This is a genomic window from Carnobacterium sp. FSL E2-0243, assembly GCF_038003605.1.
Classification (GTDB): Bacteria; Bacillota; Bacilli; order Lactobacillales; family Carnobacteriaceae; genus Carnobacterium; species Carnobacterium maltaromaticum.
On record NZ_JBBOPM010000001.1, the window covers coordinates 3,385,978 to 3,400,427 of the forward strand.

General features: G+C 35.2%; 16 protein-coding genes. 2 read left to right on the forward strand and 14 right to left on the reverse strand.

All coding sequences use genetic code 11. The features are described from left to right. Positions 1-61: 61 nt before the first annotated feature. On the forward strand, positions 62-1,519 hold the full coding sequence (locus MHI00_RS15835; RefSeq protein ID WP_332629656.1) for a glycoside hydrolase family 1 protein: 1,458 nt from the start codon (positions 62-64) through the stop codon (positions 1,517-1,519). A 54-nt stretch (positions 1,520-1,573) separates the two neighbouring features. Here the strand turns inward: MHI00_RS15835 and MHI00_RS15840 are convergent, their stop codons facing one another. Then, positions 1,574-2,134, reverse strand: a complete 561-nt coding sequence (locus MHI00_RS15840) for a sugar O-acetyltransferase (RefSeq protein ID WP_010051893.1) — start codon at positions 2,132-2,134, stop codon at positions 1,574-1,576. A gap of 121 nt (positions 2,135-2,255) precedes the next feature. Beyond that, positions 2,256-2,816 (reverse strand): hypothetical protein, encoded by a 561-nt coding sequence (locus tag MHI00_RS15845; protein WP_010051891.1) that lies wholly within the window; start codon positions 2,814-2,816, stop codon positions 2,256-2,258. 440 nt (positions 2,817-3,256) lie between these two features. Between MHI00_RS15845 and MHI00_RS15850 the strand changes: the two genes are divergently transcribed. Next, entirely contained in the window at positions 3,257-3,607 is a 351-nt protein-coding gene (locus MHI00_RS15850) for an antibiotic biosynthesis monooxygenase (protein ID WP_010051889.1), read from the forward strand. Between the two features lie 118 nt (positions 3,608-3,725). Here the strand turns inward: MHI00_RS15850 and MHI00_RS15855 are convergent, their stop codons facing one another. From MHI00_RS15855 to MHI00_RS15910, 12 genes are all read right to left on the reverse strand, one after another. Further along, a complete protein-coding gene (locus MHI00_RS15855; protein ID WP_341114840.1) occupies positions 3,726-4,868 on the reverse strand; it encodes a DUF916 and DUF3324 domain-containing protein in 1,143 nt (380 codons plus the stop codon). A 166-nt stretch (positions 4,869-5,034) separates the two neighbouring features. After that, the gene (locus MHI00_RS15860) at positions 5,035-5,721 is read right to left on the reverse strand and encodes a DUF1129 domain-containing protein (protein WP_015077826.1); all 687 of its coding nucleotides are present in this window, start codon (positions 5,719-5,721) and stop codon (positions 5,035-5,037) included. 106 nt (positions 5,722-5,827) lie between these two features. Further along, positions 5,828-6,928, reverse strand: coding sequence for a redox-regulated ATPase YchF (gene ychF / locus MHI00_RS15865; RefSeq protein WP_010051886.1), 1,101 nt, complete (start codon positions 6,926-6,928; stop codon positions 5,828-5,830). A gap of 32 nt (positions 6,929-6,960) precedes the next feature. Then, complete coding sequence (locus MHI00_RS15870) at positions 6,961-7,149, reverse strand: DUF951 domain-containing protein (RefSeq protein ID WP_010051885.1); 189 nt, start codon at positions 7,147-7,149, stop codon at positions 6,961-6,963. A 33-nt stretch (positions 7,150-7,182) separates the two neighbouring features. Continuing rightward, complete coding sequence (locus MHI00_RS15875) at positions 7,183-8,076, reverse strand: ParB/RepB/Spo0J family partition protein (protein WP_015077828.1); 894 nt, start codon at positions 8,074-8,076, stop codon at positions 7,183-7,185. Beyond that, positions 8,066-8,830, reverse strand: a complete 765-nt coding sequence (locus MHI00_RS15880) for a ParA family protein (RefSeq protein WP_010051883.1) — start codon at positions 8,828-8,830, stop codon at positions 8,066-8,068. Before MHI00_RS15880 ends, MHI00_RS15875 begins: the two co-directional genes overlap by 11 nt. A 159-nt stretch (positions 8,831-8,989) precedes the next feature. After that, positions 8,990-9,898: a nucleoid occlusion protein gene (noc, locus tag MHI00_RS15885; RefSeq protein ID WP_010051881.1), complete on the reverse strand. Its 909-nt coding sequence runs from the start codon at positions 9,896-9,898 to the stop codon at positions 8,990-8,992. A gap of 88 nt (positions 9,899-9,986) precedes the next feature. Beyond that, on the reverse strand, positions 9,987-10,703 hold the full coding sequence (gene rsmG / locus MHI00_RS15890; protein ID WP_229252432.1) for a 16S rRNA (guanine(527)-N(7))-methyltransferase RsmG: 717 nt from the start codon (positions 10,701-10,703) through the stop codon (positions 9,987-9,989). A 247-nt stretch (positions 10,704-10,950) separates the two neighbouring features. Next, complete coding sequence (locus tag MHI00_RS15895; protein ID WP_341114846.1) at positions 10,951-11,724, reverse strand: nucleotidyltransferase domain-containing protein; 774 nt, start codon at positions 11,722-11,724, stop codon at positions 10,951-10,953. Positions 11,725-11,852: 128 nt separating this feature from the next. After that, the gene (locus MHI00_RS15900) at positions 11,853-13,022 is read right to left on the reverse strand and encodes an MFS transporter (RefSeq protein ID WP_229252431.1); all 1,170 of its coding nucleotides are present in this window, start codon (positions 13,020-13,022) and stop codon (positions 11,853-11,855) included. Next, positions 13,009-13,650 (reverse strand): FadR/GntR family transcriptional regulator, encoded by a 642-nt coding sequence (locus MHI00_RS15905; RefSeq protein WP_057001552.1) that lies wholly within the window; start codon positions 13,648-13,650, stop codon positions 13,009-13,011. Before MHI00_RS15905 ends, MHI00_RS15900 begins: the two co-directional genes overlap by 14 nt. 236 nt (positions 13,651-13,886) lie before the next feature. Next, positions 13,887-14,423, reverse strand: a complete 537-nt coding sequence (locus tag MHI00_RS15910) for a GNAT family N-acetyltransferase (RefSeq protein ID WP_332490478.1) — start codon at positions 14,421-14,423, stop codon at positions 13,887-13,889. Between the last annotated feature and the right edge of the window lie 27 nt (positions 14,424-14,450).

Here is a 14,450-nt window from a genome sequence, read left to right on the forward strand (position 1 = left end):
CTGAAGGCTGAGATTTTTCTCTCAGCCTTCTATTAAATGAATAAGAGAGGGGTATTTATCGATGAGTATCAAAACACAATTTCCAGCGGATTTTTTATGGGGTGGCGCTACTGCAGCAAACCAATTAGAGGGAGCTTTTGATGTTGATGGGAAAGGTCTATCAACTTTTGATATGGTTACTTTTACACCAAAGGAAGATCGTACTGGTCCACTTTTATCTGATTATACGAAGGAACAAATTGAGGATGCTTTGGCTGGAAAAATGGGCGATAATTTTCCGAAACGCCGCGGTATTGATTTTTATCACCGTTATAAGGAGGATATTGCTCTCTTTGCTGAAATGGGTTTTAAGACGTTCCGTTTATCAATTTCTTGGCCACGTATTTTTCCTAATGGGGATGAAACGGAACCAAATGAAGCTGGTTTAGCTTTCTATGATAAAGTTTTTGATGAGTGTCTAAAATATGATATCGAGCCTTTAGTGACTCTTTCTCATTATGAAATGCCGTTACATTTGGCCACTGAATATGGTGGTTGGGCTAATCGAAAAGTGATTGATTTCTTTGTGCATTATGCTGAAACTGTTTTTAAACGCTATAAAGATAAAGTGAAATATTGGTTAACCTTTAATGAAATCAATGTGATGGCAATGAGTCCTTACATTGGCGGTGGGATTTTAGCTGGAACCTATGAAAATCATATGCAAGCAGCCTATCAAGGAACGCACCATCAATTTGTAGCGAGCGCTCGTGCCGTTAAAGCTGGACATGAGATTATCCCTGATTCAATGATTGGATGCATGTTGGCTCGGATGGAATCTTATGCTGAAACGTGTAATCCAGATGATGTGCAACGAGCTTTGGAAGAGGATCATGCAAACTTGTTCTATACGGATGTTCAAGTACGTGGCTACTATCCAAGCTATATGGATCGTTTTTTTGAAGAAAAGAATATCACTATTGAAATGGAACCAGGTGATGAAGAATTATTGTTGCTCCACACAGTTGATTTCCTTTCTTTCAGCTACTATATGTCTATGGTTCAAAGTGGTGATCCTACGAAGCAACAAGTTGTTGGAAACTTTATGAGCGGTCTGAAAAACCCATACTTGGAATCAAGTGACTGGGGCTGGCAAATTGACCCTAAAGGTTTACGTATTACGTTAAATAAAATGTATGATCGTTATCAAGTACCGCTATTTATTGTTGAAAATGGACTAGGGGCGTATGATACAGTTGAGGAAGATGGTAGTATCCATGATTCGTATCGTATTGATTATTTGCGCCAACATATTGAGCAAATGTCTGAAGCGATTAAAGACGGCGTCGATCTAATCGGCTATACACCTTGGGGATGTATTGACTTAATCAGCGCGAGTACGAATGAAATGTCTAAGCGTTATGGATTTATTTATGTAGATCAAGATGACTACGGCAACGGAACACTGGAACGTTCTCGTAAGGATTCATTTAATTGGTATAAACAAGTAATTGCTAGTAATGGGACAGATTTAGCTTAACAGTGAAAAAGCATTTTACTCATTTTTTGAGTAAGATGCTTTTTTGCTATCTTTTTATTCATCAACGATACTTTTAATCACTCTACATGGGTTTCCTGCAGCAACAACATTGGCAGGAATGTCCTTAGTAACAACACTTCCAGTTCCAATAATGCTATTATCACCAATCGTCACTCCGGGAGCTACTGATACGTCTCCACAAAGCCAGACCTTATTGCCAATTACGATGGGTTTTGAATAGACTTCTCCAGCTGCACGATCAATTGGGTTCTGAGCATGATTGGCTGCGTATAACCCCACCCTTGGCCCAAATAAGACATCATTTCCAATTGTAACTTGGTTACAGTCTAAAATAATTAAATCGTAATTGGCAAAAAAATTCTCACCTATCGAGATATTAAAGCCAAATTCACATCTAAAATTAGATTCTATCATACATTGTTGACCATGCTTGCCAAGAAGCTCTGTCAGGATACTTAGATCATAAGTACCTTCTAAGTTGATTTTATTATTATATTTCCGCGTTAATCCCTTAGCAACATCACGAGCCAAAACTGCTTCTGTAGAAAAATCGTCATATGGTTTCCCTGAATTAACTTGTTCTTGTAAACTCATTCCCTTCTCCCCCTTAACATTTATTTAAAATAGTCGTCAGTATCTAAATTAGTCATACAAAAAAACTTGATTGGTTTACCTAAAAAATAGGTGCCAATCAAGTTTTGATTCATTCACTTAATTATTTAGCAACTTCAACTGTTCCAGTTACTTTACCTGTATCTAATTTAGCAGAATCTTTCAATTCTTGCGTATCAAAAGTTACATTTCCTTCAACTGTAGAGTCAGCTAATTCAAAACCTTCTGCAGAAACTTGTACATCACCAACAATTGTTCCGTTTTGGATTTTAAAGTTTGGTGATTCAACAATCATTTTTGGTACAGTTAATTTGAATTCGCCTGTTACTTTTTTATCTGCATCTTGTGTGTATAAAGCTAATTTACGGTAAACATCACTTGATTTGTCATTTTTATCGTAAAAAGTTCCTGATACAACTAAATCTTCTGTTAACTTAGCATCGCCAGTTAATGCAAAAATCCAGTTACCATCTGGTCCTAAACCATGGATGATATCCTCAGGTTTATCACTAATTGATGCTCCTGTTACAACTTCTTCAGAACTAGCTGATGAAGCTGCTTTTGAAGATGAATCTTTTGAATCTTTCGAACCATTTCCACAAGCTGCAACTCCAATTGATAACAATAAAACTGAAGCAATAAATGCTATTTTTTTCATTTTCATAACTATAACCCTCCATTACTAATTTTAATTTGTCAGTTAGTTTGATTTAAGGTTATTTAAATCCGTTAATCAACTCACAAACTTTAACTATAGTATAACATAAAACTTTATTTTACTGATAGTGATATGGTAAAAATAAAACGATTTCTCTAAGCAACTATTGATCTAAAAATTCCTAACTGGCTCTGAATTTGAAATGGATTTTAGAGTTACGGTATAATTTTTTCAATTGGAGTATCTCGTTATTTATAAATACTAGTCTCAATTTAAGTATATCATGTGTAATTAGTAACAATAAACCTTGATAATTCAATACTTTTAATGATTGACAACACTCTTTTAACTAGCTATACTTATTTTTAAGTTCCTTTAATTGAGAATCGCTCTCAATTAATACAATTACTTACTTGCAACAGCAAAATGAAGAGGAGGAATAGACTATGTTTATTGTTACAAATACAATTAAAATAGAAAAAGAGCATGTAGATCAAGTTGTTACACGCTTTAATGGTGGACATGCACAAGCTAGTATCGCTGGAATTGAAGGTTTTTTAGGATTTGAATTGTGGCGCAAAAAAGACACTCATCCTGATTATTCAGAGATTGTCGTAACAAGTCGTTGGGATAATGAAGCGAATCAAAAAGCTTGGCTAAAAACAGATGGCTTTAAAAAAGCTCATGGTAGAACGGCTGATACCCGTGAACAACATGCCCATAGAACCGGAATTATTTCAAATGAAATTGCTGAATTTGAAACAGTTTTAAGTCAAGAACCTGTTTTAGAAGGTTAATTATAACAACCAAAAAAGCTAACTCAAAGGATGTGTATTTACCATCTTTTGAGTTAGCTCTTTGATTTATTCTTTATATCTCCCTAACACTTTACTGCTTCTAACTTACTAACTAGATTTAATCATTTTCTTTGTGTTGTACTCTCTTTTTTTGTGCTTCTTTTTTCTTTTTCAGTTCTCTTTTTTTACGCAACTGAGCTTTACGTTGCGCTTCTTTCTTCTTATCTATATGACGTTTAATCAGATAGATGATCACAATTAATAGCAGTAAAATCCCACCAGCAATAGCAAAATAAATCCAGATTGGTGTTTTTTCGACTTCAAGATCAATGGCTTTTTCATTTAAGTCTTTTGCATCTTTTGCCGTAATTGTAAACTCTTCATCCCAATTCCATGTTTTATTGTCATAATCTTTGGCAATTGCAGTAACTTTCGCACGATATGTCCCTGCTTCAAACTCTTTATTATTCCAGTTTACGCCATAATTAAAATTTGAATTAGGCGCCATCTTTAAATTTTCATTTTTTGATTCAACAAAAACTTCGTTACTGCCTTTTTTATAAATCTTAGCTTCAACAGTTAAATCACGGATAAATACGGGTTCTTTATTTTGCAAATTGATGCCTAAATAATTGCGATAATTGACTTGTTTTGGCTGAATTAATTTTTTATCTAAAACTAAATCTGGTTGCACATCAGAAATATCTTCACGAGTGCGTAATTGGATTCCAACAACATACACATATTTATTTTTTATTTGTACGCCTGAATCACCGTTTTTTGCTGCATCTTCATTATCTTTAGCTGATAAATAGACTCCACCAGCAATAATGCCTTTAATTTCCGTTTCAGGCATTTTAATTTTAATCTTCATTGTTTTCTTGGAGTTAGCTGGAATCACTTGCTCCTTTTCAAATGTTGCAATACTTGAAAGAGGATGCTTTAGCGTTTTATCATACTTAGGTTTTGCTTGGCTATAGTCTACAACGCCATTGTCATTCGTAATAGCTGAATTTACAGATGATTCCATAGTAATAGCTTCATCTGAGCTATTCGTCAAAACAACCTCGAGTTCTTGTTCCTCACCTGGTGTCATTAATAAATCAAAATACGTTTTATTCTTATCAATTTGATTGTCAGGTATTACAGCAGATATCGCGACATTGGATGGATTTTCCTCTGCAGATACACGCATCGAAAAACTCATGAATAATAACCCAATACTCATTAAAAACAGTGCCATTTTTTTAGTGATTTTCATTATGATTCTTCCACCTTTCTAATTAATAAAATAACAAAATTATTCTCAACTTAAATACATCATACTCTATAAATCGTATTTTGGATAATTTAACACATCTATACTCATTCTTTAGACAAAAAAAGCACATCATCATCGAAATGACAGTGTGCTTGTTGTTTCTTGATTAAAAAATTCCACCACGAACATTGAATGTTTTTTTGAAATACATTTTCCCTGCAAAAGCTACGGCTGCTACAATTAAGTAGCCGATTGGTGGCAAGATAATGTTGATTGAAGCCGGTAAAAAGGCCATTGAGAAGGTCATAATTAATAACCAAGCCATCATCGCCGCTCCGACAACTAAGATATAGCGGAAAATTCCACCTTTTTTCTTGTTGCTACCATCACGATTAGGTGTGTTTTTAGCAATTAGTAGGACTACTAAACCACCACCAACAAAGTTTAGTGCAAGAGTGGCAATTCCCATCTCACTTCCACCTTGGCTCTTTCCAATTAAACCAGTTGCCCCCATAACTAAGGACATTAAAGCTACCATCATTAACCCACCGTCAACAAAAATCATCCAATCTTTAGAAGGTGCATTAGCTTCAGCTTTTCTAGGTCCATCTAAAACTTTACCAATTTGTTCAGATACCGTTCCATATAATTGGCGCGCTGTCTGACCTGTTTTTTGGCCCTCAACTAAAACTGGTAACATCTCGCTATAGATTTCGCGCTTACGATCTTCGGTTAGATTAGCCGCATCTAAAGCTTTATCTAGGCTCATCATATATTGTTCGTTACGCTTCGTTAACTTTCGGTACAACTCTTCATTTTGGATTTCTACATTCTTTTGTGTATCTTGTTCCACGTAGTAAGGCCCCTTTCAACATGCGTTAAAGCTGCATTTGGCAAAATTTAAACTGATGAGTAGCTGAGACCATTTTTTGATTTCCGCCATTCATTTTATTACTATATTATACATTAAAGCGGAATAACATAACATCCCCATCTTGCACAATATATTCTTTACCTTCTAAACGAACACGACCTGCTTCTTTTGCTGCTGCCATATTCTCATATTTATCTAAGTCAGCAAAAGAGACTGTTTCAGCACGGATAAAGCCATGTTCAAAGTCAGAATGGATAATTCCAGCTGCTTGTGGTGCTTTGATGCCTTTAACGAATGTCCATGCTCTAACTTCTTGTACTCCAGCTGTAAAGTATGTTGCTAGCCCTAATAAGTCGTAAGCTGAACGAATTAATTGATCCAAACCGGATTCTTTAATTCCTAACTCAGTTAAAAATTCAGCTTTTTCATCATCATCTAATTCTGCAATTTCTTCTTCAATACGAGCACAAATAACATTTACTCCTGAATTTTCAGTTGCTGCAAATTCACGAACTTGTTTCACGTATTCATTTTCTTCTGCATCTCCAATTTCATCTTCTGAAACATTGGCTACATATAAAACGGGTTTAATGGTTAATAAAAATAGACTTTTAACAATTTTAGCTTCTTCTTCATTAAACTCAATCGTACGTGCAGATTTACCTTCTTCTAAAACAGGTTTAATTTTTTCTAAAACTGCAAATTCTGCTAATGCATCCTTGTCTTTCGTACGAGCTAATTTTCCAACTCGTGCATGACGTTTTTCAACAGACTCTAAATCGGCTAAAACCAATTCTAAATTAATGGTTTCAATATCGGCAATCGGGTCAATTCGTCCATCAACGTGAGTGATATTTTCGTCATCAAAACAACGAACAACATGACAAATTGCATCTACTTGGCGAATATGACTTAAGAATTTATTTCCTAATCCTTCACCTTTACTGGCGCCTTTTACGATCCCAGCAATATCTGTAAATTCAAACGTTGTTGGAACAGTTTTCTTTGGTGTTACTAATTCTGTTAAACGGGCTAAACGGTAATCTGGAACTTCTACCATGCCCACATTTGGATCAATTGTTGCAAAAGGATAGTTTGCTGCTTCTACCCCTGCCTTTGTAATTGCGTTAAAAAGGGTTGATTTCCCTACGTTTGGTAATCCTACAATTCCTGCTGTTAATGCCATATCTAATTCACACGATCCTTTTCTAAGTTCTTTTATTTTGTGTCTGCTGTTTGTAATACTTTTTTCATTTTCTTTTCAAATTCTCTTCTAGGCATTAGAACCATATGACCACATTTCTCACATTTGATTCGAATATCCATCCCCATTCGAATGATTAGCCAACGATTTGTGCCACATGGATGTGGCTTCTTCATCTCAACGCTATCGTTCAATTGATACATCTTCATCACACCCACTCATTCTAAATTCAAGCTTTATTCTTCATCATCAAATTGAATTTCTAGAATATCTAAAATTCTAGTTAAGTCATCTGTTGATAAATACTCAATTTCAATTTTACCTTTATTGCCTTTGTCACTAATTTGAACAGCTGTACCAAATTTATCCATCAAGCGATCTTCACTTTCACGGATATAGTAAGGTTTTTTCTCTGCTTTATTAGACTTTTGTTCGACTTCTTTAGGCTGATTTAACTGGTTAACTAATTGTTCCAATTGTCTAACCGTTAAATTATCACGAACAACTTTATTGGCAATTTTAATAATCATGCGCTTATCTTTCAAGCCCAGTAAAGTTCTGGCTTGTCCCATTGAAATCTCATCGCTTTGGAGCATTTTTTTGACAGACTCTGGCAAACCTAATAAACGCAAATAGTTCGCAATGTAAGGACGACTTTTTCCTAAACGTTTGGCAACTTCTTCTTGAGTTAACTTTAATTTTTTCATCAGCATATCGTATGCTTCAGCTTCCTCAAGTGAGGTCAAATCTTCACGTTGCAAGTTTTCTAGAACCGCAACCTCCATCATTCTCTCTTCATCAAACGCACGAATGATTGCAGGAACTGTCGCTTTCCCAGCTAACTTAGATGCTCTAAAACGACGTTCGCCAGCAATGATTTCATAGCCTTTTATCGTTGATTCACGAACAATAATCGGCTGAAAAACGCCTGATTGTCGAATCGAGTCAGCAAGTTCATTTAAGGCTTCTTCATCAAATGTTTTACGTGGCTGATATGGATTCGGGCGAATTTCTTCTAGTGGAATTTCTTTGACCATTTCATTGGTTACATCAATCTCATCGAGTTCAGAATAATCGCCAAAAAGCGCATCAATACCCCTACCTAAACCTTTACTATTTTTATTCGCCATGTGCTAACACTTCCTTTGCTAACTCTAAATAAACTTCGGAGCCTCTTGAACGTGCATCGTAATCAATAATAGATAAGCCGTGACTTGGTGCTTCTGATAAACGAATATTTCGCGGAATAATTGTTTTATAAACACGCTCGCGGAAATATTTTTTGACTTCATCAACAACTTCATACCCTAAGTTCGTACGGGCATCTAGCATAGTTAGTAAAACTCCCTCAATTTTCAAATCAGGATTAAAATGTTTTTGAACCAGTCGAACAGTATTTAATAACTGGCTAAGCCCTTCTAACGCATAGTATTCACATTGGACTGGGATTAAAATCGAATCACTAGCTGTAAAAGCATTAATCGTTAAATGGCCTAGGGAAGGAGGACAATCAATCAAGATATAATCATAGTCATCACTGACTTTGGCTAAAGCTTGTTTCAATCGAGATTCACGAGCCATTTGCGTTGTTAATTCAATTTCAGCACCTGCCAATTGAATCGTCGCTGGGACAATCCATAAGTTCTCCCGAGATGTTTCAAGTACAACTTCATCAACTGGAGTTTCATTGACTAGAATATCATAGATATCTTTTTCAACATCTGCTTTGCGCACTCCTAAACCACTAGTAGCATTTCCTTGGGCATCAATATCAACAAGTAGTATTTTTTTACCGTAATAGGCTAAACATGCACCTAAATTAACTGTAGTAGTGGTTTTTCCAACGCCACCTTTTTGGTTTGCAACTGATATAATTCGTGCCATTGTTTTTCCTCCAATTTATTGAGAAGTCGTGATTGTTAAATCAGACTAACTATTTAATGGTCCTGCGTTATATGATAAAAATACGTAGGAGAATAGGCCGCAGATGCGTGCTTATTCTCCTACGCATCTTTCAAAATGAAGAAATTCATTTATCGCTCATTATTTGTCATTGGTTTTACTTTTTGGAATTTCAATCGTAATCCGATAGACATCCTCTAAATCTTCTTCTTCGGTTTTCATATCAATCCCTGTATCTGTTACCATAGTGATTGATTTTTTAATTGTATTCAACGCTAAACGAACATCTTTCGAGATTCCTTTTTTGCGCTTTTTTTTCTTAGGCTGTTCAGGTCCCGCTTTTTCAGCAATGATTTTTTTAACCAACTCTTCTGTTTCTTTAACGGTTAACTTTTCAGAAATAATTGTTTTAACTACAATTCCCTGGTTTTCTTCATCTAATGCTAATAAACTTCGACCATGACGTTCAGAAATCTCTTGCGTTAACAAGGCCTGTTGAGCTGGAGTAGAAAGCTTCAATAAACGTAATTTATTCGCTACAAAAGATTGACTTTTCCCAATTCTCTGAGCTAATGCTTCCTGAGTAATCCCATTTAACTCAAGCAATCCTTGATACGCTTTGGCTTCTTCAATAGAAGTCAGTTCTTCCCGCTGTAAATTTTCAATCAACGCTACTGATGCGGTTTCGGTATCCGTCATCTCTTGGACAATTGCTGGAACTTCTGTCCATTCCAAAAGCATCATCGCTCTAAAACGACGTTCACCAGCAATGATTTCATATTCATTAGGTGCATACTCCCGAATAACAATTGGTTGAATTAACCCATGAATATGGATGGTCCGAGCAAGTTCATTTAACTTCTCTTCGTTAAAAATCTTACGTGGTTGGAATCGATTGGGAATAATTTGTTTCGCTTCAATTCGTTGAATCGTTTGATGCGCCTCTTCGTTTACAATAGTATCATTGACTACTTCCGGCACAACTTTATCAAGTTTTTCTTCAGTTTTCTTTTTTGATTTTCCTGAACCAAATAAATCAGACAAAGCCATCTTTTTCTCTCCTTCAGTCATCTATTCCAATAATACTATTGTAACAAATTTTTTTCGTTTGTAATAGTCGTTGTAACTGTCAAATTGATTATAAGGGTTTACGATTAGGTGTTCCTGGTTTTCTTGGATAAGTTTTTGGTGTTTCTTTCTTCTTATCAATTAAAATAATATGACGTTCTCCAGCTTCACGAGGCAATTGACAGACAATGTCTTCTCGAACTTTACCGCCTAATAAACGAATAGCACGGTCGCCTTCCTTCATTTCTTCATCACTATTGCTCGCTTTTAACGCGATAAAAAGCCCACCTTTTTTGACTAAAGGTAAACACAATTCCGTCAGAACACTCATTTTTGCCACTGCACGGGCTGTCACAAAATCAAAGCTTTCACGAAACTGCTTGTTTTGACCAAATGTTTCAGCACGATCATGATAAAAATGAACATCTTCTAATTCTAATTCATTTGCTAACGTATTTAAAAATTGGATACGTTTATTTAATGAATCAACAATTGTCACCGATAAACTCGGAAAGACAATTTTTAGGGGGATGCTTGGAAAACCAGCACCAGCACCTACATCACATAAGCTTTGGACCCCTGTTTTAAAATCCACATATAAGCCAGCTAAGATTGAGTCATAGAAATGCTTTAAATACACTTCTTCCTCTTCCGTTATGGCAGTTAAATTAATTTTTTCGTTCCACTCTTGTAATAACTTCAAGTACTGATTGAATTGATGCATTTGTTTATCAGTTAATGGAATTCCCTTTTCAAGAAGGGCTTCCTTAAATTCTTCTGGATTCACGAATTCACGCTCCTTTTTGATAACGTGAAACACACTTTTGTTTCACAACTCTATCTTTCTAACTTTAATACAAATACCTGTGAAGTGCAATGATTATTTCAACTTTTTTTTAATTACTTGCTATTTTTGAACATATAATGAAGGAATTAGTTTATTTTTTGTAAAAATCACTGTATTTCAATTTTTATTTCTTTGATATTCAGCAAATAAAGGCACACAGGATCCTCATCCTTTGCGCCTTTATTTGCTACAACATGTATTTAGTAAAAAGTTCATCCAATAATGCATAGCTTAGCATTGACGGCTGATCTTTTTCTGATTTTAAAATCACTTCTAATTGTGTCAATTGCTCTTCAATAAATTGATTTAAAATAGGATTTTGGTTTTCTAAATCGAGCTCATCCCCACGTTTTTTCCGAATCAAAAGGGCTTCGACCTCCGCAATTAATTCTGAGTCCAAATCTGGCAACGTCAATAACTGATCAAAAAGAACAGGAGGTGCTTCTTGATATTTTTCTAACCATAAACAAGCTAAAACTGGTCGCAATACATAAAAATATTTTTTGATTTTCACATGCTCTCCTTGCAAATAATCGCGAAAGTTGCCACGAGCCATATGGTAGTAATGATACATTAATTGTTTTTGTGAGACGTGAGTTTGAGCTAACGTTCTTAACTGGCTCGCTAAATCACCCGTTTCTAGATAAATAATTGATGAATTTAGCCACTCGATTAAAGATGGATTGCTTTTTCGTAACAATTTTAAAGCTTTCTGTAAATCCCAGCCACTAATATCTAATTCATCATCAATAGGGTATTCAATCACATCACGTTTCGGAGCTATTGATAAATACCATTCTTTTGTATGAACATAAATAAAACGGACATCATAATCACTATCCTCAGATGGAAACCCCCAGGCACGGCTACCAGATTCAACTGCATATAGAATCTTTATATCATGCCCTTTTTCAATCAAGGCTAACGATTTTTTTATTTTCGCTTTCATTTTAGTATCCATATTATTTCCCTTTCTTCATTCATTTTAATACTAAGTATTTATTCAGCAAGCATTCGTACAAATTACCATGCCTAGCCTACTGAATAAGTTCTATTTAAGTATAACGTATATGATTTAACTATTCAATTTTATAAATCGATTGACGGCTCATTTTTCTCACTGAATGATAGTATTAACAATACACTACTTAGCAACACCATTATCAAAAACGGGGCAATTGTGCTACCAGTTGTATCCTTTACTGCTCCCATTAAAACAGGCATAAATCCGCCTAATATATAGCCAAATGACTGAATCATACTGGTCCATAAGCTGGTTTCCTCGGCTGTTTTTGTGTTTCTAATAGGTAATAAGACAGCAATTGGAAATAAACCTCCTAGTCCGATAGCTGCTAAAATAATTCCTAATACGAAAAAAACAACACTAGGAGCAAGAGCAATCATACCGGCACCAATAAATACTAGCCCACTTGAAAAAAACATCCACTGCTTCATTTTACCAAATTGATCCATTAAAGTTGGAATAATGAAACTACAAAGCATCTGAATAACTGTATACAACGTTAAAAAATAACCTGATTGTAAGGTTGTTGCTCCTTTTTCTAACGCTGTTAGGGCTAACCAAGTCGTCATTCCATAAAAAATTCCAGACTGGATTCCAAAAAACAGTGTGTATTTCCACGCTTTTTTATTTTTTAACGGTAAAGAAAAAGACGTTGATTTTGCTGATTTACGTTGACTCTCGACTGGAGAAAACATTTGCCAAATCAAGGCAGCTATAAGTGCAAAAACACCCCACAAAGCGAGAGATATTCCCCAATTCCCTTTAAAATGTTCAGTTAGTGGCAAAACTAAGCCTGAACTAAGAGAAGCACCTAAGCCCATACTTAATGAATAAACACCAATCATTAAACCAGATCTAAAGGGAAAATTACTTTTAATAAAACCCGATAGCAACGGGCCGATAATGGCAATTCCAAAACCAATCATAAATGCAGTAACTAAAAAAAGATTGTAACTTGTTACAAAAAATCGAGCTAATGTTCCTAGTCCCAAAATAAGTAAACTAAAAAAAATCGTTCGACGTCGTCCCAAAGTTCTTTGAAAATAAGGGACGGTCAATGCAAAAACACCCATACAAATGACAGGAATACTTGTAATTAAGCTACTTTGAAAATTAGAAATACCTAGATCCTTTTTAATTAATTCTAATAGCGCCGGTACTGAGGAAATTCCTACCCTCAAATTAAACGCCACAACAAAAATCAAGCCAACTAATCGTCTCTCATTTTTTTGCATAACGAACTAACTCCCTCTGATTATTCTCTAAAGTTGCAGCCACTACAGTTGCTTCATCCTGTTCTACTAAAGCTTGAAAGATCACTTGGTGTAACTCGGTATTATCTGAATAGTTGTCTGTTCGTAAGACAAATGAACTTAACGTTTGTTTCAAATCAGGTAAGATTTCTTGATACCACCGAATTAAAAATGGGTTGCGACTCGCTTTTACAATTAACCAATGGAAATTTAAATCAGCTTCAACATAATGCGCAAACTGTCCTTTTTCTAGCGCTTCATTTCGCTCAAATAAGACTTCTTTTAATTCCATTAGTTCTTCTGTAGTGAACCTTGATGTGGCTAGTTTACCCGATTGAACTTCTAACATTTCACGAATTTCCAATAATTGTTCCGTTGAATAGGTGGCAACGCGATGTTGATTGACGTATGTCCCTGAACCTTGTTTCACAGTTAAAACCCCTGCATGTTCTAAAATCTTAACCGCTTCTCGTAAGGTTGAACGTCCGACACCACACTCTTCTGCTAGCACTTTTTCAACAGGCAACTTATCGCCTACTTGGTAAGTTCCTTCTCCTAAAAGATTTTCTAACTTCTGAATTGTTTGATTGACTAGATTTCTATTACTCATACTATCCTCACCTTTCAAATCATCTGATGATTACAAAATCATCATATCACTTCTACAAATACGATGCAATTAATTTCACTAAAAAAAAGAGCTGTAAATCAACTTATCTTTTCTAATTCACGTTAATTTTTAGTGTCTGAAGAATTTAATATAAATTATTAATTTATGAATAAAATAACTAGCACAAAAAAACACGAGCAACTAATTTGCCCGCGTTTTTTTGTGCTATTCTTTAATTAATTCAATCCAAATGCTGGTAAGTAACGTACGATCCCCTGACAATTTTCCAAGCTATTTTCAGTTAGTTCTTTAATAAGAAAATAATTCGACTCTATTTCAAAAGGAGCTTCAATTTGCTTGATTTTTGCTGGGAAGTAGCCGAATCTTTGATAGTAACCAGGGTCTCCTAAAATACTTAGACCTTGATAGCCTGCAGTCTTGGCTCTATTTTCTAATTCTTCTATAATAGCCCGACCAATCCCCTTGCCTTGATATTCTTTTTTTACTGCTAAGGGCGCAAGTGCCATAACAGCACCTTCAATTAGTGAACTCTCTTTTTGTTCAATAATGACCGGGCTTAATAGTCCATGTCCAACAATTTCAGAATTGATTAAAGCAATAACCTCAAACTCTTTTTGGTATGATTTTTCTTTGCGAATGCGTTCCACTAAAAGTTGTTCATCACCATCACTATGTTCCTCGTTTTCAAAAGCTTTTTGAATTAACACTTTTATTTCTGCATAATCTTCTGTTTCAATTGTTCTAATTTCCATTATTAACCCCTCCTACTTGCCTTAAAT